The following is a 26,010-nucleotide window of genomic DNA, read 5'->3' as shown; positions in this document are numbered from 1 at the left end:
TCAGCGGGGTCCTGGTGTGCTGTTACTCCATGCTGCCAGGTTTCGTCGGCTTACGAAGCGGGTCGGCCGACCTGTGATCGGATCGTGGAACGACAAGGATCTGGCCAGAAGCTGCAGCGGATTCGAATAATCCTGTGGCTCGAGCTCGTACACCTCCGGATAGAGGTTGTCGCCGAGAATGGGGATTCCGAGCGAGTTCATGTGTACCCGGAGTTGATGCGTCCGGCCGGTCTCGGGACGCAGACGGTAACGCGCACGGTCGTCGGCCGTGTCCACCAATTCGATCGAGGTCACGGCGTTGACGGGACCGTCGACCTCGCGGGCCTGCAGCACGCCGCGCTCCTTGACGATACGGCTGCGGACCTCGCGAGGGAAGTCGAGGCGCGGCGCGGCCGGGGCGATCGCCTCGTACTCCTTCTCGACGAGACGCCGGTCGAACAGCATCTGGTACGCGCGTCGCGCCTCGCGCCGGACGGTGAACACCAGGACGCCCGCCGTGAGCCGATCGAGCCGATGAACGGGGGACAGTTCGGGCAGGTCCAGATCCTTGCGCAACCGGACCACGGCGGTCTCCGTCACCCAGGAACCACGCGGGGTGGTCGCCAGGAAGTGCGGCTTGTCCACGACGAGTAGGTTCTCGTCACGGTGGAGGACGTCGATCTCGAAGGGGACGCGCGGTTCGGCGGGCGGGTCACGGTAGAGATACACGAATTCGCGTGGGACGTACGGGGTCGAAAATGTGACCGCTGTGCCGTCCTGTACGACCACTTCGCTGGATTCGATCTTCTCCGCGATGCGCGCCGCATCGTTCGGGAAGCGTGTGAGCAGGAACTCCGCTATGGTCTCCCAGCTGGGATTTTCCGGCAGTCGCAGGCGGGTGGGGTTCAGGCCGTCGCGAACGGGGAGGGGAGCTTCGGGCACGGGTCGGAGGTTAGCGGTGCGCCCGGAATGCGAGCGCCGAAGGCCCGACGATAACGCTGCCGGACTTTCCACGATAACGATTGTGTGCAAGCCTGCTTAAGGTTTCTGCACCGTCGATACCCTGGGACGGAAGTGAAGAATGTTACTGGAGTGCAAGGGGAGCATGTTGTGACGATGTCGGCGAAAACCGGAACACGTCGGCGGGGGGGACGCGCTCTCGTGCGGCTGCTGGTGGCGGCACTGGTCCTTCCGCTGGCGCTCGCGTTCAGTGGGCTCGGCGCCGGCACGGCTGCGGCCGATCCGTACGATCGCTTCCACGAGGACATGGTCGCCGCCCCGGGTGGGGTCGGGGCGATCAAGGTACGCATCTGGCGGGCGAACAACGGCAGCAACAAGGCCGTCTATCTGCTCGACGGTCTGCGCGCCACCGACGATGTGAGCGGCTGGGAACACGAGACAAACGCGGCGTGGCTCGCCGATCACGGCGTCAACGTGATCATGCCGGTGGGCGGACAGTCGAGCTTCTACGCCGACTGGTACGCGCCGAGCAATTTCAACGGCCAGCCCTACACCTACAAGTGGGAGTCCTTCCTCACCCAGAACCTCCCCGACCATCTCGCGAACGTCTACGGCATCGACCGCAACAACAACGCGGTGGTCGGCCTGTCGATGGGCGGTAACGCGGCGCTGATCCTGGCCGCCTACCACCGCGACCAGTTCAAGTTCGCCGGCTCCCTCTCGGGTTACCTCAACCTCTCGGCCCCCGGTATGCGCGAGGCCATCCGTCTCGCCATGCTCGACGCCGGCGGATACAACGCCGACGCGATGTGGGGACCGCCCTGGGACTCGGCGTGGCTGCGTCACGACCCGTTCGTCGCGGCGCCGCAGATGCGCGGACTGCCGATGTGGGTCTCCGCGGCGAGCGGTCTGCCCGGCCAGTACGACCGGCCGAACTCGCTCGTGGGCAGCTTCAACACGACCAACGCCATGGGTCTCGAAGCGCTCGCCCGCACGCAGAACCGCGCCTTCCAGGTGCGCCTGCTGACCCTGGGTATCGATACCGCACACTTCTCGTTCCCGATCGTCGGTACCCATTCGTGGGGTTACTGGCAGGACGAGCTGTGGGCGATGCTCCCGATGCTCAAGTCCTCGATTGGCGCCTGACGCCACCACATCGCTGGTCGGCCGCACCGTCGTCGTGACGGGGGCCACCAGCGGTGTGGGCGAAGCGACGGCCCGCGCCCTCGGGGCTGCCGGCGCCACCGTCGTCCTCGCCGGTCGCAACGTCGACCGGGGCAAGCGCATCGCCGACGAGATCGGCCCCCGGGCCGAGATGATGTCGCTCGATCTCGCCGACCTCTCGGCGATCCGTGCCTTCGCGGACGCCTTCGCCGATCGCCGGATCGATGTCCTGGTCAACAACGCCGGGGTCATGGCGGTGCCGCTGGGTCGCACCGCCGACGGGTTCGAGATGCAGATCGGAACGAACCATCTCGGACACTTCGCCCTGACCGGACTGCTGTTGCCGCGTATCACCGGCCGCATCGTCACGGTGTCGAGCGCCGCCCACCTGATAGGCCGGATCGATCTCGACGACCTCAACTGGGAGCGCCGCCCGTACAACCGCGCCGCGGGGTACGCACAGTCGAAGCTCGCGAACCTGTTGTTCGCGCTCGAGCTCGAACGACGCCTCGCCGCCGCCCGCTCACCGCTGCGCGCCGTCGCGGCCCATCCGGGCTACGCGGCCACCGAGGTGGGCAGCCACACGGGGACGTGGTTCGACCGGTTGTTCGGTTTCGGCAAGACGATCCTGCAGCGCACCCCGGATCAGGGCGCCGAATCGGTCGTGCTCGCCGCTTCCGATCCCGGCATCGCGGGCGGCTACATCGGTCCGCGTCTCCTGCTCTACGGAGCGCCCGGTGTCGCCACCGTGGGGCGTCGGGCCCGCGACCGCGAGACCGCGACGCGGCTGTGGGAATTGTCGGAGAAGCTCACCGGAGTGCACTTCGAGATCGGCTGATAGCGTCGTCGCCCGCACCCCGTGACCGCCCGCCCGACGGGCGCCCCGCGGTCACGGGGTGCGGCGCATCGGCACGTGGTCGATCCCCGCCTCGAGGTAGTTCGCTCCGGTGCGCACGAACCCGAATCGCGCGTACCAGTGCTCCAGGTACGCCTGCGCCGAGATGCCGACCACCCCCGGGCAGGTCCCGAGCGCCGCCTCGATCAACTCCGCGGCGAGACCGCGCCCGCGTGCGTGCCGGGCGGTGGCGACACGGCCGATGTGGGCGACGTCCCCGTCGTCGTGGAGCACGCGCAGCGTCGCGAGGACCTCGTCACCCTCCCGCGTCCAGAACAGTTCGGTGGTCGGGTCGAGATCGCGGCCGTCGAGTTCCGGTTCGCTGGTGATGCCCTGCTCGAAGACGAACACATCGGTCCGCAGAGCGACGATCCGATACAGACTCTCGGGGTCGGTCTTCCTCAACGGGGCATGGTGGATGGACAGCACGTCCCGATCGTAGGGGGCGGGCTTCACCCGGCTGTGACGGTGGGGCGGGGCTTCACCCGCCCGTCGTGAACCCGTCGAGCAGTCCCGCATAGCGCTTCGGCGGGGGCGTCGCGAACTCTCCTCGCTTGCCGGTCGCCAGGCCCATCGTGACCAGCGACGGCACGGTCAGCGTCGCGGCCGCGACACCATCGACCACCGGCACCCCGATCTCCGCGGAGATGTGGGCGCACAGGTCGGCCATCCCGGCGCAGCTGAGCACAATGGTGTCGGAACCGTCCTCGCTCAGGGCGTCGAGGCACGCCTCGGTGACGATCCTGCGTGCGTCGGGATCGCTGTCGAGGGCCAGCACCGGCAGGTCGCACCCGTGCACGCCCCGGCACGCGTCGCGCATACCGTAGCGGTGCGCGAGGTCCCACGCGCGTCCGGTCGTGCGGGCCAGCGTCGTGACGACGGAGAAGCCGCGCCCCAGGACCGCGGCGGCGCGCATGGCGGCCTCGGCGATGCCGACGACGGGCCCACCGGCGAGCTCGCGCGCCGCGTCCAGTCCGGGATCGCCGAAGCACGCGATGACATAGCCGTCGACGCTGTCGCGTTCGCCCTTCTCGATCTCGGTGAGGATGCCCGGCACGGCGAGCGCCTCGTCGTAGTGGCTCTCGATCGAGGGTGGGCCCATCGTGGCGGTCATCGACCACGTGGTGTTCGGGTTGACGACCTCGATGAACATGGAGGATCAGACTGCTTCCTGTGCGACCCGGTCGGGGAGACGGACTGCGAGGCGGGTGCGGGTCGCGAGCAGGTGGTAGACGACGAAACCGAGACCGCAGCCGATGAACCAGCTGTACTGGGCGGCGGTTCCCATGCCGGGCGCATCGTTGAACAGCACAGGGATCATCGCTACCACGGCGCCGACGACGGTCGCGATCACCGCGGCCGGGTTGTAGCCCTTGCGGTAGAAGTACGCGCCCTTCTCCGACATCGTGAACAGGTCGTCGACGATCACCTTCTGCTTGCGCACGAGGTAGTAGTCGGCGATGAGGATGCCGAACAGCGGACCGATGAACGCGCCCAGGGTTTCCAGGGTGTAGTGGATGACCTCGGGGTTGTCGTACAGATTCCACGGGGTGATCAGTTCGCCGTAGACGGGCAGCGTGAGCGACGCGGTGATCACCACGAGCAGCGAGAAGACCAGGAAGTTCACCGGCAGACCGAGGAAGTTGCCCTTCTTGACGGCGGCGTAGGACATCCCGTACCGGGAGAAGTCGCCGAAGTTGAGCATCGGGCCGGAGAAGTACGAGACCACCAAGGCGATCGCGCCGAGCATGACCGGCACCGACGCCCATCCGGTGTGCGTGACCTCACCGAGGGTCAGATCGATTGCGCTCCAACCGGCCTGGGAGATCAGATAACCGCACAGCAGGAGCATCACGACGTAGGCGGCCGGCCCGCAGAAGTCGATGAACCGCCGGATCGACTCCATGCCGCGCCAGAACACGCAGGCCTGCAGCACCCAGAGCGTCAGGAAGCTGGCCCATCCGAGTGCGGACAGGCCGGCGAACCCGTAGTCCTCGACCACCGCATAGGGTGCGAGCGAGGGGAACAGCTTGATCAGCACCACGTCGAGTGCCGCCGAGGCGAGGAAGGTCTGGATCCCGTACCACGCCACCGCGATCAGACCGCGGATGATCGCGGGGATGTTCGCGCCGAGGACGCCGAAGACGCTGCGGCAGATCACCGGATAGGGCGCACCCGTGACCTGGCTGGGCTAGTGCGTTCCGGCGGTCTCGGGGCCGACACCTTGGCGACGAGATTGCAGAAGAAGTAGACGATCGTGATGCCCACGAGCAGGGCCACGAGGACCTGCCAGCTGGCCAGACCGAGAGCGAACAGGCTTCCGGCGGTGACGTACCCGCCCACGCTGTGGACGTCGGACATCCAGAACGCGAAGATGTTGTACGAACCCCACCGCTGGTTCTTCAGCGGGGCGAGGTCGTCGTTGGTCAACCGCGGGTCGTATCCGGTCGCGGGCGGCGGGGCTGCGGCGGGGACGTTGCCGGCGCTCGGTGTCAGCACTTCGGTCATGCCTGCTCCTGTGCGAGGGGGAGCCGCCCGTGTCCCGGTGCGAGCCCGGTGGGCGGAGTCGAATCGATCGACGGAACATCAACGGCGGTGGTGAATTCCGATGTGCAGACCGTAACGGAGCGATATTGCCGGAGAGTTACCCGGCTCTCGCGGTGATAGCCACGCGAGTCGCCTTCCTGCACAGCGCATTCGAGAAGACGGTGCGACTCTTCGACGCGCCGGTCGTCCTCCTCGGTGGCTTTGCGCACGGCCGCCGTGAGCGACGCCGATGCGAGAGTCTCACGGACTGAATACATCTCGCGCAGCTCCGCGATCGTCAGCTGGGCGACGATGTATCCATGGTTCTGCCGGTGGGTCACGAGACCTTCGCCGATGAGGGTCTCGAGTGCTTCCCGGACCGGGATGCGACTCACCCCGAACAGCTCCGCGACCTCCCCGACGGGGATCGGTGTGCCCGGGGGTGCGGCTCCGGAGAGGAAGGCGCGGCGCAACTCTTCGAGGATCACGTCCTGCGGGCGGCCCGGTACGTCGACGCGGAGCTCGTCCAGCAACGCGGATCTACGGCGTGGTGCCACGACCGGGTCCTCCTTCGTCACCGGAATGCGAGTGCTCGACTCCGCGAAGGTAGTCCCGTCGTGCTACGTCCTCGTCTCCGCCGTGTGACCGGGATGCCCACCTCATACCCCGCCGCGCGGAGGGAAGGTCGGCAGCGTCGGCATCGGCCGCGGTGAGGTGGGCGTACCCGTGGTGGGGCGAGGCGTCCCGGTGTTCGGCGTGTCGCTCTCCTCGGTGTCCCGGCGCGGGCGGTCCTCGTCCGGCTCGGTCCCGCGACCCGGCCCGCCGCGCCTGGTGAAGCCACCGACGGTCGATGTCGCCGTGGTGGCGGAAGCGGCGGTGGATTCCGCAGCGGGCTCGGCGGTCGCTGCCGAGGTGGGGGTCACCACCGGTGCCTCGAACTCGGGTTCCCCCGTCGTCGTCTCCGCGGGCTCGGTGGTCGTGGTCTCGGTTGTCGCTGCGGTCGTGCTCGTCGCCACCGGCGACCCGATGTCGAGCGTCGGCTCGGCCGCAGGACGCAGGACCTGCCGCTCGACGGGCTCGGCCTGCGGGAACACGAACAACGCACCGACGCCCAGCACCGCGAACACCGCCACCGACGCCGCGATGACGGGAACGGTGCGCTTCGCCCGACTATCGCGACGGGGGAAGCCCTCCCGGTCCAGCGGTTCGAGCCGGCGCCCGAGATCGAGCAGTTCCGCCTCCGAGGGCTGCACCGTGAGCAGCCGTCCACGCAGGTGCGCGGGCAGAGGGGTGAAGGGGAGAAGCGAGAACGTTCCGAGCGCATTCGGCACGCGGGGCACCGCACGGTCGACGAAGTCCTGCGCATGGGCGAGGACATGTCCCTCGCCGGCGGAACCGAGCAACGCCTCGATCTCGTGGAACGAGAAGTGATGCCGGACCGTCAGGTCGACGACCTCGCGCGCGGTGCCGTCGAGCAGGTGGACCGCCTCACGGACGTCGAGCACGTCGGAAGCGGCCTGATAGGCGGGGTCGGCCGCGGGGAGATATTCGAGGGCGGAGCCGGTGCGCTCGAGCACGCGGATGCATTCGGCACGGACCACGGCGTAGAGCCAGGCCCGCAGGAGACTCTCGTCGCGCAGCGACCGGATCCGCGCGGTCGCCGTCCAGACCGCGTCGTACACCACGTCCGAGGCCGATGACACGGCGACGAAGCCGCACGCGTACGCGTACAGGCCGGGGGCGAAACGGTCGAAGACCGCTGCCGTGGCGTCCGGCTCCCCGTTCCGCAACGCTGCGGCGAGTTCGCGGTCCGGACGTCCGGGGTGGTGCCCCATCGATGGAACCTCCCTGTCGTGCATGCGCCCCCGCGCGCCTGCGGTCGTGAGTTCCGGGGAAGTCTACGAGCAGGTGCGCCCCACGGCGAGGATGCGATCCATCGGGACCGTCGACGCCGGAAACGGGAGTGTCGCCACGCGGCGCGCGTCCGTAGGGTGGCGGGCATGGGGTGGACCACGAACGATATTCCGGATCTGTCGGGACGCACGATGATCGTGACGGGGGCCAACAGCGGACTCGGTGCAGAGACCGCCCGGGCGCTGGCGCACGCCGGTGCCGAGGTGGTGCTCGCGTGCCGCGATGTCGCCAAGGGTGAGTCGGTCGCGGCCGATCTCGGCGACCGCGCCACCGTGCGCCGTCTGGACCTGGCGGATCTCTCGTCGATCCGTGCGTTCGCCGACGAGGTGCGTGCCGAGCACGAGCGTATCGACGTCCTGGTCAACAACGCCGGCGTCATGGCGGTACCGCTGCGGCGGACGGCCGACGGTTTCGAGATGCAGATCGGTACCAATCACTTCGGCCACTTCGCGCTCACCGGGTTGCTGCTCGACCGCATCACCGACCGGGTGGTGACGGTCAGCAGCACGATGCACCGCATCGGCAGCATCGATCTCGACGACATCGATTGGGAACGTCGCCGCTACGAGCGGTGGCTCGCCTACGGGCAGTCGAAGCTCGCGAACCTGTTGTTCGCGTACGAACTGCAGCGACGCCTGACCGCAGCCGGATCGAGCGTGAGTTCGCTTGCCGCGCATCCGGGTTATTCGTCGACGAATCTGCAGTACCGCAGCGAGTCCTGGCACGGGAAGATCGTCGAACTCGTCACCCCGATCATCGGGCAGTCCCCGCAGCAGGGTGCGCTCCCGACGCTCTACGCGGCGACCTCACCGAATGCGGAGCCGGGTGGCTACTACGGGCCGGATTCCTTCTTCGAGATGCGCGGCCGGCCGAAGCGGGTGCAGTCTACCTCGCGGTCACGCGACGAGATCCTGGCGCGGAGGTTGTGGGAACTGTCGGAGCGGGTGTGCTCCGTCGAGTACTCGATGCCCTAGATCTTTCGATATCGTAGATCCTGCAGTTCTCAGGTCAGGGTGAACGAGACCGGCGGCAGATCGTCGCGTCGGCACAGTCCGGTCTGATCCACGAGGTCGAGGGTGCGCAGATAACGCCGGACCAGATCGCCTGCCGAGAGCCCCGCATCCGATGCGGTGCGCAGGGCGGCGGCGAGTCCGTCCCCGCGTGCCCAGCGGTGGATCGCGGCGACGGCGATGGGATCCGGATCCGGCCCCACTTCCAGGCCGAGACGCTCTTCGCGTCCGGCGAGTTCGCTCCACAGCCGTGAGGTGGCGCGCAGCGCCTCGTCGATCGCCGGGGTGGTGCGTCCCGGGACTCCGACGGTGCGGCGCCGGGTCTCGCCCAGAGCGCTCGAGGCGACGGCGGCGAGTTCGGCCGGTGTCAGCCCCGACCACGCGCCCGTCCGCACGCATTCGGCGACGAGAAGGTCGTTCGCGCAGTAGATCCGGCCCAGACGACGACCGTCGTCGGTGACGTAGGCCGACCCGCCCATCGGGTCGCGGAGCAGATAACCCCGCTCCTCGAGCAGATCCAGTGTGCGATCGAAGGTCTCGACGAGGCGTCCGGTGACCGTGTCGATCTGCGACCGCATCCGTTCGGTGTCGCCGTGCACCGCGGCGCGTCGCGCAGAGAGGGCGAGGAGGCGCTCCCTATCGCCGCGTCGATGTGCAGGATGCGACCGCACCGCCCGTGCCAGCGACGTCACCAGCTCGGCCGAACCGGAGCGTCGTGCCTCGGCGAGCCGGTCGCACAGGTGCCGGTACTCGGTGAAGCCCTCGGCGTCCCCGAGTTCGGTGTCGAGATCACGCAGCGCCGTCGTGTTCGCGCGGACGGCGTCGGTGAGCGCCGCGACGGATCGTTCGGCCTGGAACTGGGCGAACGAGCGTCGCAGGAACTCGCGGGAGCCGGGGATGCCGCGACCGGCGACCAGGTTGACCGCGGTGTTGTAGCCGACGCGCAGCGAACTGTGGAGCGGGTACGAGCGTGCGCCGGCGAGGCCGGCGACGGTCGCGGGGGCGGCCTCGGGACTCCACAGCACGACGGCGTGGCCTTCGACATCGATGCCGCGCCGACCGGCGCGACCGGTGAGCTGGGTGTACTCGCCGGGGGAGAGGCGCACCGGTCCGTCGGCGGTGGGTTTGACGAGGCGTTCGAGGACGACGGTGCGCGCCGGCATGTTCACCCCCACGGCGAGGGTCTCAGTGGCGAACACGACCCGCACGAGACCGCGGGCGAACAACTCCTCGACGGTGTGACGGAAGGCCGGGATCAGACCGGCGTGGTGCGCGGCGAAACCGCGTTCGAGTCCTTCGAGCCACTCGGCGTGACCGACGGCGTCGAGATCTGCGGGCGGCAGCGCTGCGGTGTGCCGGTCGGCGACCGCGCGGATCTCGGCGACGTCGGCCGCCTCGGTGAGCCGAACCGACGATTCGAGGCATTCGGCGACGGCGCCGTCGCACCCGTTGCGGCTGAACCGGAACCAGATGGCCGGCAACAGTTGTTCGGCCTCGAGCCGGGCGACGACCTCGGGCAGGTCGGCACCGGCCGGTCCGGGTGCTCCGCGCGCACGTCGCCGTCGTCGTCCACGGCCGGTCGCGGGGCCGGGCGCGGCCTCGACGAGCTGACGGTGGGCGATGTACCGCTCGAGGGTCTCGTCGACGGTGCCGGACGGGGACAACAGGTCGAACAGCCGCCCGCCGGCGAGCATGTGCTGGGTGAGCGGGACGGGCCGGGTCTCCTCGACGACGACCGCGAGGTCGCCACGGACGCCGCGCAGCCAGCCGCCGAACTCCTCGGCGTTGCTCACCGTGGCCGACAGGCTGGTCAGCCGCACGTCATCGGGAAGGGAGAGGATCGCTTCCTCCCACACCGCACCGCGCTCGCGGTCGGCGAGATAGTGCACCTCGTCCATGACGACGTGGGTGAGTCCGTGCAGGAGCGGGGAGCCGCCGTGCAGCATGCTGCGCAGCACTTCGGTGGTCATGACGACCACGGGCGCGTGCGGGTCCAGCGAGATGTCGCCGGTGAGCAGACCGACGCGGTCGTCGCCGAAGCGACGCGACAGGTCGAAGTACTTCTGGTTGCTCAGCGCCTTGATGGGGGTGGTGTAGAAGCAGCGTCCGCCCGCTGCGAGCGCGAGACGGGCGGCGAATTCACCGACGACGGTCTTGCCCGCCCCGGTGGGGGCGCACACCAGGACGTCGCGGTCGTCCTCGAGGGCTCGGCAGGCCTCGACCTGGAAGTCGTCGAGGGGGAAATCGAGTTCGGTCGCGAACAGCGCGAGCTGCGACCGGTCCTGCGTGCGCACGTGTCCACGCTACGGGTCGGCGCGGACATGTGCGCAGCGCAGGGCGACTCAGTCCTCCGTCACCTTCGAGGGTGACTCAGTCCTCCGTCACCTCGAGGGTGACTCAGTCCTCCGTCACCTCGAGGGTGACGTCGATGTTGCCGCGGGTCGCGTTGGAGTACGGGCACACCTGATGGGCCTTCTCGGTGAGCTCGAGCGCCTGCTCGCGGGGGAGGTTCGGAAGAGTCACCTCGAGGGTGACGGCGAGACCGAATCCGCCGCCGTCGGTCGGGCCGATGCCGACGCGGGCGCCGACCGCGGAGTCGCTGACGTCCGCCTTCTCCTGTCGGGCGATCATCTGCAGTGCCGAGTGGAAGCACGCGGCGTATCCGGCGGCGAAGAGTTGTTCGGGGTTGGTGCCCTTGCCGCTGCCGCCCATCTCGGTGGGGATGGACAGGTCGAGGTCGAGCTTGCCGTCGCTGGTGCGGGCGTGGCCGTCGCGGCCTGCTCCGGTGGCGAGTGCTTCGGCGGTGTAGATGATGTTCACGATGTCCTGCCTTTCTTCGAGAGTGCGCCGGATGCTTCCTGCAACGCGGCGGTCAGGCGGTGGAGCGTCTCGCGCAGCGCGACCAGTTCGTCGACGTCGAACCGGCTGTCCCGCGTCACGCAGCCGGGGATGTCCGTGGCCTCTGTCCGGAGTGCATCTCCCGATTCGGTGAGGTGGACGACGACACGACGTTCGTCGGTCTGCTGCCGGCGTCGTTCGACGTATCCGGCGGCCTCGAGCCGTTTGAGCAGGGGGGAGAGTGTGCCTGTGTCGAGATCGAGCGAGTCGCACAGATCCTGCACGCCTCGCGCATCGCGTTCCCACAGCGCCAGGAGCACCAGGTACTGCGGGTAGGTGATGCCCAGCCGATCGAGATGTGGCCGATATGCGGCCGTGATGGTGCGGGAGGCGCGGTAGAGCGCGAAGCACACCTGCTGGTCGAGTTCGAGTGGAGACGGCACGGGAATGAATGTAGCGCCCCGTTTTGTTGTGCACAACATTAATGGCCACAACTCGATAGGTGTTCCGGATCACTTCCATGTGGGAATTGAGAGCGCTCTGGGCACGTTAGTTGAGTGAGAATGGCTCAAGTTCGACAGAAAGGCTTCGGAATGCCGGCATTCTTCGGGCCTGGTGGCCCCGGCCGAATGGACATCACACGTTTCATGAGCCGCGGTACCCAGGACCTCCTCGCCCACGCAGCGCGCTACGCCACCGACCGTGGTGACGCGGAACTCGACGTGCTGCACCTCCTCCGCGCGATGGCGGAGCAGGATCCGTCCCGCACGGTCATGACGCGCGCCGGAGCCGACCCCGCCGACGTCGCTGCCGCCGTCGACCAGCGGCTGCCGCAGAGCCGCCCCGGTGAGGCCGTCTCCGCACCCGCACTGACCGGTGCCGTGAAGACCGCACTCCTCGAAGCGCACCAGCTCTCGCGTGCGCTCGGCTCCACCTACATCGACCCCGAGCACCTGTTCTTCACGCTCGCGGCCGACCAGACCCGCGCTCCCGGACGCCTGCTGGCGTCCCTGGGCGTGACCCCGCAGGCGTTGCAGACCGCACTGCAGCCCACCCCCGCAGCTCCCGCCGCGGAGGAGACCCCGACGCCGACGCTCGACAAATTCGGCGTCGACCTCACCGAGCGGGCGCGCGGCGGCGGCATCGACCCCGTCATCGGCCGTACCGACGAGATCGAGCAGACGATCGAGATCCTCGCGCGACGCACCAAGAACAACCCGGTGCTCGTCGGTGAGGCCGGCGTCGGCAAGACCGCCATCGTCGAAGGACTCGCCCAGCGCATCGTCGACGGGGACGTCCCGGACATCCTGCAGGACAAGCGGATCGTCCAGCTCGACCTGACGGCGATGGTCGCCGGAACCCGATACCGGGGCGACTTCGAGGAACGTCTCACCACAGCGCTCGACGAGATCACCGCCCAGCAGGGCAAGCTCATCGTCTTCATCGACGAGATCCACACCGTCGTCGGCGCAGGCGCCGGCAACGAGGGCGCGATGGACGCGGCGAACATCCTCAAGCCGAAGCTCGCCCGCGGTGAACTGCATGTCGTCGGTGCGACCACCCTCGACGAGTACCGCAAGCACATCGAGAAGGATCCGGCGCTCGAACGCCGTTTCCAGCCCGTCACGGTCGACGAGCCAGCACGCGACGACGCCGTCGCGATCCTGAAGGGTCTCGCCGATCGGTACGCCGAGTTCCACAAGGTCCGGTACACCGACGAAGCGCTCGAAGCGGCCGTCGACCTGTCGATGCGGTACCTGCCCGACCGGCACCTGCCGGACAAGGCGATCGACCTCGTCGACCAGGCCGGTGCACGACTGCGCCTGCGGGTGCCGCGCACCGACGTGACCGAACTGCGTTCGAGGCTGGACGAACTCGAAGCGGAGAAGGATCGCGCCGTCGAGGCCGAACAGTACGAGGATGCCTCGCGCATCCGCGACGAGATCCTTCGCGTCCAGGCTCGGATCGACGGTGGCGACAGCGAGGGCAACGGAGAGGGAACTCCGACCGTCGACCCGGAGCTGATCGCCGAGATCGTCTCGCGGGCCACCGGAGTCCCCGCATCGCGGATGACCCGCGCCGAGAAGGAGAGGCTGCGCACTCTCGAGGACGAGCTGCACAAGCGCGTCGTCGGACAGGACGAAGCCGTCCACGCCGTGGCACGTGCCGTGCGGCGCAGCCGCTCCGGCATGAGCGACCCGCGTCGTCCGGTGGGCAGCTTCCTGTTCCTCGGTCCCACCGGCGTCGGCAAGACCGAGCTCGCGAAGGCCCTCGCCGAGGTGCTCTTCGGTGACGAGCGCACCATGCTGCGCATCGATATGAGCGAGTTCGGCGAACGCCACACCGTGAGCCGTCTCGTCGGCGCCCCTCCCGGTTACGTCGGTTACGGCGAGGCCGGACAGCTCACCGAACAGGTGCGTCGCCACCCCTACTCGGTGGTGCTGCTCGACGAGATCGAGAAGGCGCACCCGGACGTGTTCAACACACTGCTGCAGGTCCTCGACGACGGTCGCCTCACTGACGGTGAGGGACGCACGGTGGACTTCACCAATACCGTCGTCATCATGACCAGCAACCTCGGTTCGGACATCATCTCGAGCCGCGGAGGCGCGCTCGGCTTCACCACCGGTGACGCCGAGGCGGCCGAGAAGCCGCTGCGTGACCGGGTCATGGGACGGCTGCGCGAATCGATGCGGCCGGAGTTCCTCAACCGCATCGACGAGATCGTGATGTTCCGCAAGCTCGACGACGACCAGCTGCACCGGATCACCGAGCTGCTGCTCGACGACAGCCGGAAGCGGCTGCAGAGCAGGGGGATCGACCTCGAGTTCACCGCCGACGCGGTGGCGTGGATCGCCCGCAACGGTCACCAGCCCGAGTTCGGTGCCCGTCCGTTGCGCCGCTCGATCTCCCGGGTGGTCGACGACCGCATCGCCGACATGCTGCTCGACGACGCGCTCGCCGAGGGCAACCGGGTCACGGCGGACGTCGTGGAAGACGAACTGCTGCTCCAGGTGAGCTGACCCGCACGACGAGGAAGGGGAGAGATGCCACGGCATCTCTCCCCTTCCCGCGTTCGGGGGGGTGGTCAGCGGGCGGTGAGACGACGGATCGCCTCGAGCGGCAGATGAAGCCACGAGGGACGGTGCCGAGCCTCGTAGACCACCTCGTAGACCGCCTTGTCGAGCTCGTAACCACGCAGCAGGACGTCGGAGCCCCGTGGATCCGTGCCCGAGGCAGCTGCGTAGCCGTCGCAGAAGGCGGCACAGTTGCGTTCGGCCCACTCCCGGGCCCGGAACTCCCGCTGCGACTCCACCGCCGTGCCTTGTTCGGATTCACGGATCGAATGATGCGCGGCGTAGTCGAACGACCGCAGCATTCCCGCCACGTCCCGGAACGGACTGTCGGGCTTGCGGCGCTCCTCGAGCGACTTCGCGGGTTCGCCCTCGAAGTCGATGAGCAACCAGCGCTCGGGGGTACGCAGCACCTGCCCGAGATGCAGGTCGCCGTGGATGCGGTGCACCGGAACCTGACCCAGCGCCGCAACCTCATCGAACCGGGCCCGGACCGCGTCGGTGAGTTCGGCGAGCTCGGGGACCTCGGCCGCCGCACCCTCGAGCCGGCGGATCATGCCCTCGGCCAGTTCGGCGGCGGCGCGCTCGTCGGTGCCGAGCGCGGAGCCGAGATGGGCGTGCACATCCGCCACGGCCGCACCGATGCGATGGGATTCCCCGGCGAAGTCGGTGCCCACCTCGTCGGCGCGCAGGTCTCCTTCCAGGAGCAGGTCCCGGACACTGCCGAGTGCCATCGACCAGCCGTCGGCCGAGTTCGCCGCGAAGTCCTGCACCATCGCCAGCGTGGTGCGGACCCCGTCGACCTCCGCTTCGATCCATGCCCGGATCGGGGCGATCGACCGACATCCGTCCTCGCCGAGCGCGAGCGGCAGTTCGACGTCCGGATTGATGCCGAGCGTGAGCCGACGAAACATCTTGAGCAGCAACTTCTCTCCGAGGACCACGGAGGTGTTGGACTGCTCCGCGCTCAGCGCACGCCCACGCAGGCCCGGTTCGATGACCGCACCCGGCACGGTGTGGAGGTCCACCGGGCCGGCGGGGGTGCCGCTCGCCAGATTGCGCGAATACCGGTCGAGGATCTCCTGATCGCGGAGGCCGTCGTAGACGTGCAGGCCGTGGTCGTGGGAGTCGTCGGGGCCGACCACGCTCCACGACTGCAGTTCCTCGGGGAGATGGGAACGGAAACCGAGGGGCACTTGATAGATCTGGTCCGCGGTCGAGTCGAACGAGACCTTCACGATCAGATGGTCGGCCCCGAAACCGGACTCCTCCACGAGCGGATGACGCAGGACGACACCGATCCCGGTGATGGTGTGGCCCTTGGCCGCGAACCATCGCTGGTGCGGCATCCATTCGCGCAGATCCTCGACGAGCCGTTCGTCCGGGTAGAGCTCGTTGTTGGTCGTCACGGCTGCACCGCCGCTTCCGCTTCGCTGCTCACCGGGTGTTCGCCCGGTCCCTCCTTGGACGGATCGGGTTGCAGGGCGAACCAGAAGAATCCGTGACCGGGCAGGGTGATCATGTAACCCTCCTCCGTGATCGTCGGGAACGGGACGGACCCGGTCAGCTCCACCGGGATCCACCCGGCGAAGCGCGACAGATCGAGGACGACCGCCTGCGGATAGCGCGACAGGTTGTTCACGCACAGGATGACGTCGCTGTAGTTGCGTTCCGGGCCGGGCGACATCTCGCGCAGATAGGACAGGATCGCGGGATTCGCGCTGCCGAGTTCGGTGAACGAGGCCTCACCGAAGGCCGGATGCTGCTTGCGGACCTGGATCATCCGCCGCGTCCAGTGCAACAGCGAGTTCGTCGAGTTCATCTGCGATTCGACGTTCACCGCCTGGTACCCGTAGGTGGGATCCATGATCACCGGCAGGTACAACCGGCCCGGATCGGCGCGGGAGAAGCCCGCGTTGCGGTCGGGGGTCCACTGCATCGGGGTCCGCACCGCGTCGCGGTCGCCGAGCCAGATGTTGTCGCCCATGCCGATCTCGTCGCCGTAGTACAGGACGGGGGAGCCCGGCAGGCTCAGCAACAGAGCGGTGAAGAGCTCGAGCTGGTTGCGGTCGTTCTCCAGCAACGGCGCCAGACGACGGCGGATGCCGATGTTCGCGCGCATCCGCGGGTCGGTGACGTACTCGGCGTACATGTAGTCGCGTTCCTCGTCCGTCACCATCTCGAGGGTCAGCTCGTCGTGGTTGCGGAGGAAGATGCCCCACTGGGCGGTCTTCGGGATCGGCGGGGTCTGGGCGAGGATCTCCGAGATCGGGAAACGGTTCTGTCGCCGCACCGCCATGAAGATGCGCGGCATCAGCGGGAAGTGGAAAGCCATGTGGCACTCGTCGCCGATCTCGGGTTCGCCGAAGTACTCGACGACGTCGGTGGGCCACTGGTTCGCCTCCGCCAGCATCACCCGGCCGGGATATTCGGCATCCATCACCGCACGGCACTTCTTGAGGAAGGCGTGCGTCTCGGGGAGGTTCTCGCAGTTGGTCCCCTCACGCTCGAACAGATAGGGGACCGCGTCGAGGCGGAACCCGTCGATGCCGAGATCGAGCCAGAACCGCAGGACGTCGAGCATCGCGTCCTGTACTTCGGGGTTGTCGTAGTTCAGGTCGGGCTGGTGCGAGAAGAACCGGTGCCAGTAGTACTGCTTGCGCACCGGATCCCACGTCCAGTTGGACGTCTCGGTGTCGACGAAGATGATGCGGGCTTCCTGGTATCGGTCGTCGACATCCGACCACACGTAGAAGTCGCCGTACGGCCCGTCGGGGTCGCTCCGGGATTCCTGGAACCACGCGTGCGTGTCGGACGTGTGGTTCATGACGAGGTCGGTGATGACGCGGATACCGCGTTTGTGCGCCTCGTCGAGGAAGATGACGAAGTCCTCGACCGTGCCGAATTCCGGTAGCACCGACCGGAAGTCGCGGATGTCGTAGCCGCCGTCGCGGAGCGGTGAATCGTAGAAGGGCGGCAGCCAGATGCAGTCGGCGCCGAGCCATGCGATGTAGTCGAGTTTCTCGGTCAGCCCCAGTAGGTCGCCGGTGCCGTCGTTGTTCGAGTCGTTGAAAGCGCGGGCGAGAACCTCGTAGAACACCGCGGTCTTGAACCAGTCCGGGTCGACGGGCAGGCTGCGCGCATGGGCGAAGTCCTCCGCCCGGCTCTCGACGAGATGACCGTCTTCGGTGTGTTCGTATTCGGGTACTCGGTCGGACGGATCCGGCATGGCACCTCCGTGCTCGTCGCGTCGCAGGATGGACTCGCCCCAGAATGCCCCGGCGGACGGATTTCCACACCCGGACAGGACGGAACGCTATGTGAGTGCACGTGTGCGCCGATAGATTGGCGGGCATGACTGCGAACCGGCCCGAAGGGCGGGTGGCCGAACTGTGCACCCGCATGCGTTCGTTCATCGACGACGAGGTGATTCCTCTCGAACCCGTCCTGAGCCGTCACGACGACAAGGCCGCCGAGGCGCTCGTCGGGCTGAAGGCCAGGGCGAAGGAACTCGGGCTGTGGGCTCTGGGGCATCCCGAGGAGATGGGAGGGGGCGGGGTTCCCTTCCTGGACTTCGTCTACCTCAACGAGATCATCGGTCGCTCCGAGTACGGTCAGCTCGCGGTGGGATCGGTGTCCATGCAGGACGCCCTGATGATCCAGCGGCACGGCACCGCCGAACAACGCGAGCGCTGGATCCCAGGGCTCGTCTCCGGCGACATCCTGCCCTCTGTCGGCATGACCGAGCCGGAGGTGGCGGGATCCGACCCCGTGCTCGTGCAGACCACCGCCCGGCTCGAGAACGGCGAATGGGTGATCGACGGGCACAAGTGGTTCACCACCGGCGCCGCGCAGGCCGGCTACTGCACGGTCTTCGCCCGGACCGAACCCGAGTCGACTCCGCTGCACCGCAGCATCAGCGCGATCATCGTGCCCATCGACACCCCCGGACTCGAGATCGTGCGGGCGATCCCCACGATGGGGCACGACCCGAGCGATCACTACGAGGTGCGGTACGACGGTGCGCGCGTTCCCGAGGAGAACGTGCTCGGTGAACGCGGCAACGGCTTCGTCGTCGCGCAGGACCGGCTCGGGCCGGGACGGATCTTCCACTGCATGCGGTGGCTCGGGCAGGCCCAACGGGCCTTCGAACTCATGTGTGCGCGCGCCAACTCCCGCTTCGCCCACGGATCGCTGCTCGCCGAGAAGGGTGAGATCCAGCGCTACATCGCCGAATCCGCCGCCGACATCCAGGCCGCCCGTCTGATGACGCTGGACGCCGCGCGGGTGATGGATGCGGGGGAGGACGCCCGGGTCCGGATCGGGCTCATCAAGTTCCGCGGCGCGCAGATGCTGCACGATGTCGTCGACCGTGCGATCCAGGTGTACGGGGCGCTCGGTCTCACCGCCGACACGCCGCTCGAGGGGATGTACCGGCGGGCGCGCTACGCCCGTATCTACGACGGCCCCGACGAGGTGCACCGGATGTCCACGGCACGGCGGATGCTGCGCGACCCGGAACGCGTGCCGTGGCGGTAGACCGCCGGCCGCTCGTGACCAATGCGACCTGCTCTTCGCACTAGGGTTCTTCGGCACGCCGGGAGGTCGATGCAAGTATGTGGCGTGGCATCGGGGGAGGTCGGCAACAGGGAGCGGTCGAGCGGCGCGCGGTCCGAAGGGTGATCTCATGGAACGCTTCGCGGTGGGTGCCGACGATGCGTTCGTCCTGCTCCGGAAGTTGTCCGAGGAACGCAACGTGCCCCTGCGACGGATCGCGGGGCACGTGGTCGACGCGGGCGGTGAGGTATCTATGCCAGTTCGGGTGGGAAGCCTCCCGTGGCCACCGGGCTCCAGCGGGTCGGGGTGATCCGGATCAGCGACTTGCGCTGATCGCGCATGGCCTGCCGGTACTCGTCCCAGTCCGAATGTTCCCCGGCGATGTTGCGGAAGTACTCGACGAGCGGTTCGACGTCGTCGTGGGCATCGATCACCTCCGCGGTTCCGTCGACCTGCACCCACGCGTCGTTCCAGTCGTCGGACAGCACGACGACACCGACCTCGGGCCGGCTGCGGGCGTTGCGGGTCTTGGCGCGCCGGGGATAGGTCGCGATCACGATGCGTCCGCGGTCGTCGACGCCGCCGGTGACGGGGGAGGCCTGCGGTGTGCCGTCGTCGCGTTGCGTCATGAGGATCATTCGGTGCCGGGGCCGGACGAAGTCCAGCAGTTCCTGCAGGCCGACTGCGGTGTTGGTGGCGATCTTGCGGGCCATTCACGTTCTCCTGTTCCGAAGGGTCACGACTCGAGGAGCGCCGCGAGTCGCGCGAGGTCCTCTTCCACCATGCGCGTGTCGCGGTCGAACTCGTCGTCGGTCAGTTCGATCTGCCGGACGGTGAGGACGACTTCGGCACCGTCCGGATGGGGGAGTACCCGCATCGGGTTGTGCACCGTCGTACCCGACGGCAGTGTCACCTCGTGGTCGAGCACCCCGTAATCGTTGGCGCCGACGAACCGCACGGTGACCTCGCCCATCGGGGAGTCCGCGACGAGGGCGTCGCCGATCCGCCGCACCTCGCTTTGTGCCAGACCGGCCGCCCACTTCGGCAGGTTGTCGGGATCCGCGGCGAACTCGTAGACCCGGCGCGGTGGGCATCGGACGACCCGAGCGACATGGCGGCTGCGGACGACGTCCGTGCTCATGCTCGCCACATTAGAAGTTCGGGAGGTCGATCGCCGCCGGAATGTGGGAGTTCCTGAAGCACAACGTCTTCGGAGCGACGGCGTTCAGCCGGTACCCGGATCGGCGCGGCCCTCTTCGTCACCTTCTCGGTACTCCTCGCCGTCTTCGTCTTCCTCGCCCTCGGAGCGCTACTGGAGCAGACCGGTCCGACGAGGGTCGGGGGTTATTTCGGGCTCGCCGCTGCCGCCGGCGCCTGGTACACCTCCGCTGCCGGGGTGCTGAGCACGACCTTCGGGCGTGTCGTCCTGCCCACGGGCCCACGCTGACGGGGCACCTCTTCGTTCCCGTGCGGGGGCGATTTGACAGGCGCATCGGCCGTCCTGGTACAGTCCGGGACTATGCAGCGTGCATATTTCTGGTTTAGCAGGCCGGCCCGGGGTGGGTCGGTCGGCGTGACCGCGCGCTGACTTCTTCACCTACGAGCCGGATCCAGACCGGCTCGTCGGAATCTCAGGTTCTCTCGGGTCGGAATCCGAACCACCGAGAACAGGAACCATCGATGAGCCCCAGCACCGGAACCGCGACCACCGGAATCTCCACGTCGAATCTCGACGAACAGCGCACCGTCAAGGTCAGCCCTCTCGTCGCACCCTCCGAGATCCGTGCCGAGTACGCACCCGACGCCGTCGTCGCAGCGACCGTCCGTTCGGGCCGCGCCGGCACCGTCGACATCCTGAACGGCACCGACGACCGTCTCGTCGTCGTGGTCGGCCCCTGCTCCGTGCACGACCCCGCCGCTGCGATGGACTACGCGCGCCGTCTGGCCGCCAAGGCCGAGGAGCTGCGCGACGACCTGCACGTCGTGATGCGTGTGTACTTCGAGAAGCCGCGCACCACGCTCGGGTGGAAGGGCCTGCTCAACGACCCGCACCTCGACGGCACCTTCGATATCAACACCGGTCTGCGCATCGGCCGCAAGCTGCTGCTCGACGTCTCCGGTCTCGGCCTGCCCGTCGGCTGCGAGTTCCTCGACCCGATCCTTCCGCAGTACTACGCCGACCTGGTCACCTACGGAGCCATCGGCGCCCGCACCGCCGCGAGTCAGGTTCACCGCCAGCTGTGCAGCGCGCTGTCCATGCCCGTCGGCATCAAGAACTCCACCGAAGGTGACGTGCAGGTCGCGGTCGACGGCACCCGTGCCGCAGCGGCCAGCCACGTCTTCCCCGGCACCGACCTCGACGGTCAGGCCGCGCTGATCGAGACCGTAGGCAACCCGGACTGCCACGTCATCCTGCGCGGTGGCAGCGCGGGGCCGAACTACGACGCCGAGACCGTGGCCGACACGATGGCCCGCCTGCGCAAGGCCGGTCTGCCCGAGCGTGTCGTCATCGACGCAAGCCACGGCAACAGCCGCAAGGACCACAACAAGCAGGTCGACGTCGTCACCGATGTCGCCGAGCGCATCGAGGCCGGCGAGAAGGGCATAGTCGGACTGATGCTCGAGAGCTTCATCGAGGCGGGACGTCAGGACCTGACCCTCGGCGAGGCCGACAAGCTCGACTACGGCAAGTCGATCACCGACGCGTGCATCGACTGGGACACCACCGCCGCGCAGCTCGACCGCCTCGCGCAGGCCGTGCGCACCCGTCGCGGCTGAACCGTCTGCGGCGCGAAGGGCCGGCGGAGTCGTCAGCGATGACGAACCGCCGGCCCTCGTCGGTTCGGTAGCGTCGTTTCCATGACTACGAACAGGTTGTCGATCGTCGTGCCGGCCCACAACGAGGAGCGTTACATCGCGAAATGCCTTGCGGCGCTGCTCGCCCAGAAGTCGGAGATCCACGAAATCCTGGTCGTTGACAACAATTCGACCGATCGCACCGCGCAGATCATCGAAGCCATCGCCGCCGGCGAGCCCCTCGTGCGACGGATCGTCGAGCCAAGACCGGGTGTCGCATTCGCGCGCAATGCCGGATACGACGCGGCCACAGGAGATCTCATCGGACGGATCGATGCGGACACGCGGGTTCGTCCCGATTGGGCGCACACCGTCCGCAGTTTTTTCGCCCGCGACGACACCGCCGAGGTGGGAGCGATCAGCGGACTCAGCAACTCCTACGATTCCCCCTACCGCAGGCTCAAACAGTGGTACATCGACAAACGGGTCGCGCAAGGAACATTCGGCGGGGAACGGCGGATCGACAATCTGCACGGCGCGAACATGGCACTGCGACGCTCGGCGTGGGAGCGTGTCCGGGAGGTCGTCAGTACGGACCCGAGAATCCACGAGGATCTGGATCTGGCACTGTGTCTGCGTGAGATGGACATCGAGATCGCCCAGCTGACCGATCTGTACGCCGACCTGTCGCCGCGTCGGGCCTACACCCCGCCCCGTGAGTACGCGGCCTATATCCAGTCGGGAATCGACACCTTCGAACTGCACGGCCGCCTGACGCCGGAGATCCTCAGGCTCATCCGTCTACAGTCACGTCTCCACGTCCTGGTGTATGCGGCATACCGGCCCTACGACCCCGACCTGGGCAGATTCACCCTCCGGCGAGCGATCTTCGGCTCCGGCGGACGTGCGATGCCGATCGACACGAAGGGCCGCACGCCGTCCCCCTGACGACGGGTGGCCGGGACGCCGCAGGACCGTCCCGGCCACCATCGTGGGATCTTCTCGCCTCAGGTCACCTCAGCGGCGTGAAATCGCGGCTGCCGAGATAGGGCGGACGCGGCCTCGAGGCGGCGAACGGCTCGACGAGCGTGTTCTCGACGCTGTTGAACACAACGAACAGATTCGAGCGCGGGAACGGCGTGATGTTCCCGTTGGAACCGTGCATACAGTTCGAATCGAAGACCGTCGCCGACCCCGCCGGGCCGGTGAAGGTCGCGATACCGTGCTCGGCGGCCAAACGGGTGAGGGTGTCCTCGTCCGGCGAACCTGTCGGCGGAACGTGGGTGACCAGCGACTCCCGGTAGTAGTCGTCGGGCGTCTCACCGGCACACGAAACATACGTCTTGTGCGAACCCGGCATGATCATCAGACCGCCGTTGTAGCCGTAATTCTCGGTGAGGGCGATCGAGATGCTCAGAGCACGCGGCTTGGGCATGCCGTCCTCTGCGTGCCACGTCTCGAAGTCCGAATGCCAGTAGAACGGTCCACCGCGGAAGCCGGGCTTGACGTTGAGCCGCGACTGGTGGACGTACACCTCGGATCCCAGCAGTTGCCGTGCGATTCCGGCGATTTCGGGCCTGCGGACGATCGAGTCCACAAGATCGCTGAGCCGGTGCACGTCGAAGACCGAGCGGACGTCGCCGCTGCCCTTTTCGCGGACCACACGGTCGTCGTCGCCGAGTTCCCGGCCGAGTCGTGAGGTCTCCTCCAGAAGGTTCCCGACGTCGTGGGCGGCGAGAAGTCCTTCGGCGGTGTGGAACCCGCGGCGGTCGTACTCGATCACGGCCTCGGCGTCGAGCGGCCCGCCGGCAGCCGAACCCCAGACGACGGGATCCTTCCTCTCGACGGACTCGCAGGCGGTGCGACCGCGGGTCGGATAGTCGTCGCGAACGGTCGTGCGCATAGCTCGTAGATCACCCTCTCGAAAGTCGATGACGGTTCGCTTCCGACGTTCCCACTGAAAATGCAGGAATGCAAGCCGGGCCCCGACATGTCCGCGTACCGACTCCTCGCCCATAACTCCTGGTCGAATCGAGTTTCGTTCCGGAACCGGCCGGGTATCCGGCGGCGTCGCGACGGTCGGCAGCCGATGCGCGTCAGCGGTGCTCTCGGTATGCGCGAGGGGTGTTCCCGGTCCACCTCTTGAACGCACGGCGGAAGGCGCTCGGCTCGGAGAAACCGAGCCGGGACGACAGATCGTCGACCGCTTCACCGCGTCTCAGGCCCGCGATCGCGAGGTCGCGGAGGACCTCCTCGCGCAACTGCCCCAGCGACGTGCCCTCCTGGCGGAGCAGGCGTCGCAGATGGGGAGGGCTCACCGCGAGCCTGCCGGCGATGTCCTCGGCGGTCGCCGTCCGGCCGTCGATGCCCGATTCGAAGATCCGCCGCACCTGGGACGACACCGTCGACTCGTATTCACGTTCGGAGAGAATGAGATTCGGAGAATCCCGCAGGTACTCCTCGAGTGATTCCTCGGTCTGCACGAGTGGCGACTTCAGTGCAGCATTGTCGATCTCGAGCGCGGCCCGTCCCGCACCGAAGGTCACCGGCACGCCGAAGATCGCGTCGTAACTGCGGGCCAGGACGGGATCGGGTTCGGTGTACGGCAGGAACACCGACCCGAGGGGGACACGCCCACCCACCAGCCACGCGGCGAAGCGGTGCAGCAGCATGAGAAGGAAATCCACCACCACGCGGGTCTTGTCGTCCACGACCTCCGGCAGTTCCACGTCCAGGAAGGTGGTGGACGCACCCGGGGTCAGGCTCAACTGCGGCAGGGACCGGATGACATGGTTCACCTCGATCATCCGTTGCAGAGCGTGGTCGAGATCGGGTCGGTGGATGAGGGTCAGGCACATAACCCGGAAGGTGCCGCGGGGCACGGGAGCCGCTGCGATGCCGAAGAGTTCGTCGTCGGTGATCTGCCAGACCACCTGCGTGAAACGACTGACCTGGGCGGGCGTGAGCCGGGCATGGGGATGGGTGAGCACCGCGCGGCTGATGCGTGCTGCCTCGAGGGCCGGTTGCAGATCGATGCCCTCCTCGGCTCCCACCTGTACCGCTCGCGACACGAAGTCCGACGGGATGGTCGGTCGCAACATCTAGCGCGCCTCCTGCAATCCGTTCAGACGTGCCACCGCTTCGGTGAGCACCTCGTCCCGTTTGCAGAACGCGAAGCGCACCAGATGGTTCCATGACGCGGTGTCGTCCACGAAGACGCTCACCGGTACCGCGGCCACCCCGATGCGGCCCGGAAGTTCCCGGCAGAAGGCCACCGCGTCGGTCCGGCCGAGGGGTGTCAGATCGGCGCACACGAAATACGTTCCGGCGGAGCCGAACACTCTCAGGCCGGCCTCGGAGAGTGCGTGGGACAGGAACGTTCGCTTGCGCTCGAGGTCGGCGCGCATCGACGCGATCCATTCCTGCTCGTGCGTCAACGCATGTGCGACCGCCGGTTGGAAGGGCGCCCCACCGACGAACGTCATGAACTGTTTCGCGGCGCGCACCCCGTCGATCAGCTCGCGCCGGCCCATCGCCCACCCGATCTTCCATCCGGTGACGTTGAAGGTCTTGGCGGCACTCGAGACCGTGATCGTCCGTTCGGCCATGCCGGGCAACGATGCGAGCGGGATGTGCGTGCGGCCGTCGAAGACCAGATGCTCGTACACCTCGTCGGACAGCACCAGCAGTTCGCGTTCGCAGGCGAGCTCGGCCAGGGCGGTCAGCGCTTCACGGTCGTAGACGGTGCTGGTGGGATTGTGCGGGCTGTTGACGACCAGCATCCGTGTCCGGTCGGTGACGGCGGCGCGCAGGGCGTCGACGTCGAGCACGAAACCGTTCCCGGAACGGGTCAGCGGCACGGTCCGTCGCGTCGCGCCGGCGAGCGCCACCGAGGCCGCATACGAGTCGTAGTACGGCTCCGTGAGGAGCACCTCCTCTCCGGGTTCGACGAGCCCGAGGATGGCGGCGCTGATCGCCTCGGTGGCACCGACGGTGACGAGCACCTCGGATTCGGGGTCGTGGTGCAGGCCGTACCGTGCGGCACGGTCGGCGGCGATCGCCTCGCGCAGGACCGGCATGCCGGACCCGGGCGGGTACTGGTTGACCCCCTCGGTGATGGCGCGGCGGGCGATCTCGAGCATTGCGGGCGGGCCGTCGACGTCGGGAAATCCCTGCCCGAGGTTGATCGCGCCGTGCCGGACGGCGAGTTCGGTCATCTCGGCGAAGATCGTCGAGGCGAACGGTCGTAACCGGGAGACCGTACGAACTCGTCCCGAAGTCGTCGAATCAGCCATTC

General features: G+C 67.9%; 23 protein-coding genes and 2 pseudogenes. 9 read left to right on the top strand and 16 right to left on the bottom strand.

Features of this window, described 5'->3' with window-relative positions; all coding sequences use genetic code 11:
- Positions 1 to 921: a pseudouridine synthase gene (locus tag A5767_RS17150; RefSeq protein ID WP_064852772.1), complete on the bottom strand. Its 921-nt coding sequence runs from the start codon at positions 919 to 921 to the stop codon at positions 1 to 3.
- Positions 922 to 1,095: 174 nt separating this feature from the next.
- On the opposite strand from A5767_RS17150, the gene A5767_RS17145 reads away from it, so the two are divergent.
- Together A5767_RS17145 and A5767_RS17140 are read left to right on the top strand one after the other, a co-directional pair.
- On the top strand, positions 1,096 to 2,085 hold the full coding sequence (locus tag A5767_RS17145; RefSeq protein ID WP_051121583.1) for an alpha/beta hydrolase: 990 nt from the start codon (positions 1,096 to 1,098) through the stop codon (positions 2,083 to 2,085).
- Entirely contained in the window at positions 2,075 to 2,941 is an 867-nt protein-coding gene (locus A5767_RS17140) for an oxidoreductase (protein ID WP_064852771.1), read from the top strand. The genes A5767_RS17145 and A5767_RS17140 overlap by 11 nt, the downstream gene beginning before the upstream one ends.
- Positions 2,942 to 2,992: 51 nt before the next feature.
- Here A5767_RS17140 and A5767_RS17135 read toward each other — a convergent pair whose 3' ends face one another.
- From A5767_RS17135 to A5767_RS17115, 5 genes and pseudogenes are all read right to left on the bottom strand, one after another.
- Positions 2,993 to 3,427, bottom strand: a complete 435-nt coding sequence (locus tag A5767_RS17135) for a GNAT family N-acetyltransferase (RefSeq protein WP_064852830.1) — start codon at positions 3,425 to 3,427, stop codon at positions 2,993 to 2,995.
- Between the two features lie 52 nt (positions 3,428 to 3,479).
- A complete protein-coding gene (locus A5767_RS17130) occupies positions 3,480 to 4,151 on the bottom strand; it encodes an aspartate/glutamate racemase family protein (RefSeq protein WP_064852770.1) in 672 nt (223 codons plus the stop codon).
- Between the two features lie 6 nt (positions 4,152 to 4,157).
- Positions 4,158 to 5,506 (bottom strand): annotated as a pseudogene (locus A5767_RS17125) (NCS1 family nucleobase:cation symporter-1).
- A 140-nt stretch (positions 5,507 to 5,646) separates the two neighbouring features.
- Positions 5,647 to 6,081, bottom strand: a pseudogene (locus tag A5767_RS17120) (GntR family transcriptional regulator); the annotation flags it as partial.
- A 102-nt stretch (positions 6,082 to 6,183) separates the two neighbouring features.
- Positions 6,184 to 7,359 (bottom strand): RNA polymerase sigma factor, encoded by a 1,176-nt coding sequence (locus A5767_RS17115; RefSeq protein ID WP_064852769.1) that lies wholly within the window; start codon positions 7,357 to 7,359, stop codon positions 6,184 to 6,186.
- A 165-nt stretch (positions 7,360 to 7,524) separates the two neighbouring features.
- Here A5767_RS17115 and A5767_RS17110 point away from each other — a divergent pair, with 165 nt between their 5' ends.
- Positions 7,525 to 8,412, top strand: coding sequence for an oxidoreductase (locus A5767_RS17110; RefSeq protein WP_024103050.1), 888 nt, complete (start codon positions 7,525 to 7,527; stop codon positions 8,410 to 8,412).
- Between the two features lie 29 nt (positions 8,413 to 8,441).
- Here A5767_RS17110 and A5767_RS17105 read toward each other — a convergent pair whose 3' ends face one another.
- The 3 genes from A5767_RS17105 to A5767_RS17095 all read right to left on the bottom strand — a co-directional run bounded on the left by A5767_RS17105 (position 8,442) and on the right by A5767_RS17095 (position 11,729).
- Positions 8,442 to 10,742 carry a DEAD/DEAH box helicase gene (locus A5767_RS17105; protein WP_064852768.1) on the bottom strand — a complete coding sequence of 767 codons (2,301 nt, stop codon included), beginning with the start codon at positions 10,740 to 10,742 and terminating at the stop codon, positions 8,442 to 8,444.
- A 103-nt stretch (positions 10,743 to 10,845) separates the two neighbouring features.
- Complete coding sequence (locus A5767_RS17100; RefSeq protein ID WP_006551727.1) at positions 10,846 to 11,268, bottom strand: organic hydroperoxide resistance protein; 423 nt, start codon at positions 11,266 to 11,268, stop codon at positions 10,846 to 10,848.
- Entirely contained in the window at positions 11,265 to 11,729 is a 465-nt protein-coding gene (locus A5767_RS17095) for a MarR family winged helix-turn-helix transcriptional regulator (RefSeq protein WP_064852767.1), read from the bottom strand. Before A5767_RS17095 ends, A5767_RS17100 begins: the two co-directional genes overlap by 4 nt.
- Before the next feature lie 150 nt (positions 11,730 to 11,879).
- Here A5767_RS17095 and A5767_RS17090 point away from each other — a divergent pair, with 150 nt between their 5' ends.
- A complete protein-coding gene (locus A5767_RS17090; RefSeq protein ID WP_064852766.1) occupies positions 11,880 to 14,309 on the top strand; it encodes an ATP-dependent Clp protease ATP-binding subunit in 2,430 nt (809 codons plus the stop codon).
- Positions 14,310 to 14,374: 65 nt separating this feature from the next.
- Here the strand turns inward: A5767_RS17090 and A5767_RS17085 are convergent, their stop codons facing one another.
- A complete protein-coding gene (locus A5767_RS17085; RefSeq protein ID WP_228045099.1) occupies positions 14,375 to 15,709 on the bottom strand; it encodes a maltokinase N-terminal cap-like domain-containing protein in 1,335 nt (444 codons plus the stop codon).
- Positions 15,710 to 15,765: 56 nt separating this feature from the next.
- Positions 15,766 to 17,589 carry a maltose alpha-D-glucosyltransferase gene (gene treS, locus A5767_RS17080; RefSeq protein WP_064852765.1) on the bottom strand — a complete coding sequence of 608 codons (1,824 nt, stop codon included), beginning with the start codon at positions 17,587 to 17,589 and terminating at the stop codon, positions 15,766 to 15,768.
- Positions 17,590 to 17,714: 125 nt separating this feature from the next.
- Between treS and A5767_RS17075 the strand changes: the two genes are divergently transcribed.
- A complete protein-coding gene (locus A5767_RS17075; protein ID WP_183079167.1) occupies positions 17,715 to 18,899 on the top strand; it encodes an acyl-CoA dehydrogenase family protein in 1,185 nt (394 codons plus the stop codon).
- A gap of 148 nt (positions 18,900 to 19,047) precedes the next feature.
- Positions 19,048 to 19,227, top strand: coding sequence for an ANTAR domain-containing protein (locus A5767_RS23815; RefSeq protein WP_228044897.1), 180 nt, complete (start codon positions 19,048 to 19,050; stop codon positions 19,225 to 19,227).
- On the opposite strand, the gene A5767_RS17070 is transcribed toward A5767_RS23815, so the two are convergent.
- Together A5767_RS17070 and A5767_RS17065 are read right to left on the bottom strand one after the other, a co-directional pair.
- Positions 19,169 to 19,630 carry a PPOX class F420-dependent oxidoreductase gene (locus A5767_RS17070; RefSeq protein ID WP_006551722.1) on the bottom strand — a complete coding sequence of 154 codons (462 nt, stop codon included), beginning with the start codon at positions 19,628 to 19,630 and terminating at the stop codon, positions 19,169 to 19,171. The genes A5767_RS23815 and A5767_RS17070 overlap by 59 nt on opposite strands.
- 23 nt (positions 19,631 to 19,653) lie before the next feature.
- Entirely contained in the window at positions 19,654 to 20,058 is a 405-nt protein-coding gene (locus A5767_RS17065; RefSeq protein ID WP_064852764.1) for an SRPBCC family protein, read from the bottom strand.
- 99 nt (positions 20,059 to 20,157) lie between these two features.
- On the opposite strand from A5767_RS17065, the gene A5767_RS24195 reads away from it, so the two are divergent.
- From A5767_RS24195 to A5767_RS17055, 3 genes are all read left to right on the top strand, one after another.
- On the top strand, positions 20,158 to 20,364 hold the full coding sequence (locus tag A5767_RS24195) for a GPR1/FUN34/YaaH family transporter (protein WP_082937737.1): 207 nt from the start codon (positions 20,158 to 20,160) through the stop codon (positions 20,362 to 20,364).
- A 233-nt stretch (positions 20,365 to 20,597) separates the two neighbouring features.
- A complete protein-coding gene (locus A5767_RS17060; protein WP_006551720.1) occupies positions 20,598 to 21,695 on the top strand; it encodes a 3-deoxy-7-phosphoheptulonate synthase in 1,098 nt (365 codons plus the stop codon).
- Positions 21,696 to 21,776: 81 nt separating this feature from the next.
- Complete coding sequence (locus A5767_RS17055; protein ID WP_064060235.1) at positions 21,777 to 22,661, top strand: glycosyltransferase family 2 protein; 885 nt, start codon at positions 21,777 to 21,779, stop codon at positions 22,659 to 22,661.
- A gap of 64 nt (positions 22,662 to 22,725) precedes the next feature.
- Here A5767_RS17055 and thpD read toward each other — a convergent pair whose 3' ends face one another.
- The 3 genes from thpD to A5767_RS17040 form a co-directional block, all read right to left on the bottom strand.
- A complete protein-coding gene (thpD, locus tag A5767_RS17050) occupies positions 22,726 to 23,616 on the bottom strand; it encodes an ectoine hydroxylase (protein ID WP_006551718.1) in 891 nt (296 codons plus the stop codon).
- A 193-nt stretch (positions 23,617 to 23,809) separates the two neighbouring features.
- A complete protein-coding gene (locus A5767_RS17045) occupies positions 23,810 to 24,814 on the bottom strand; it encodes an AraC family transcriptional regulator (protein ID WP_006551717.1) in 1,005 nt (334 codons plus the stop codon).
- Positions 24,815 to 26,008 (bottom strand): pyridoxal phosphate-dependent aminotransferase, encoded by a 1,194-nt coding sequence (locus A5767_RS17040; RefSeq protein WP_064852763.1) that lies wholly within the window; start codon positions 26,006 to 26,008, stop codon positions 24,815 to 24,817.
- Between the last annotated feature and the right edge of the window lie 2 nt (positions 26,009 to 26,010).

The organism is Rhodococcus sp. 852002-51564_SCH6189132-a (genome assembly GCF_001665495.1).
GTDB classification, from domain to species: domain Bacteria; phylum Actinomycetota; class Actinomycetes; order Mycobacteriales; family Mycobacteriaceae; genus Rhodococcus; species Rhodococcus pyridinivorans.
This window is presented reverse-complemented; position numbering and strand designations above follow the sequence as displayed.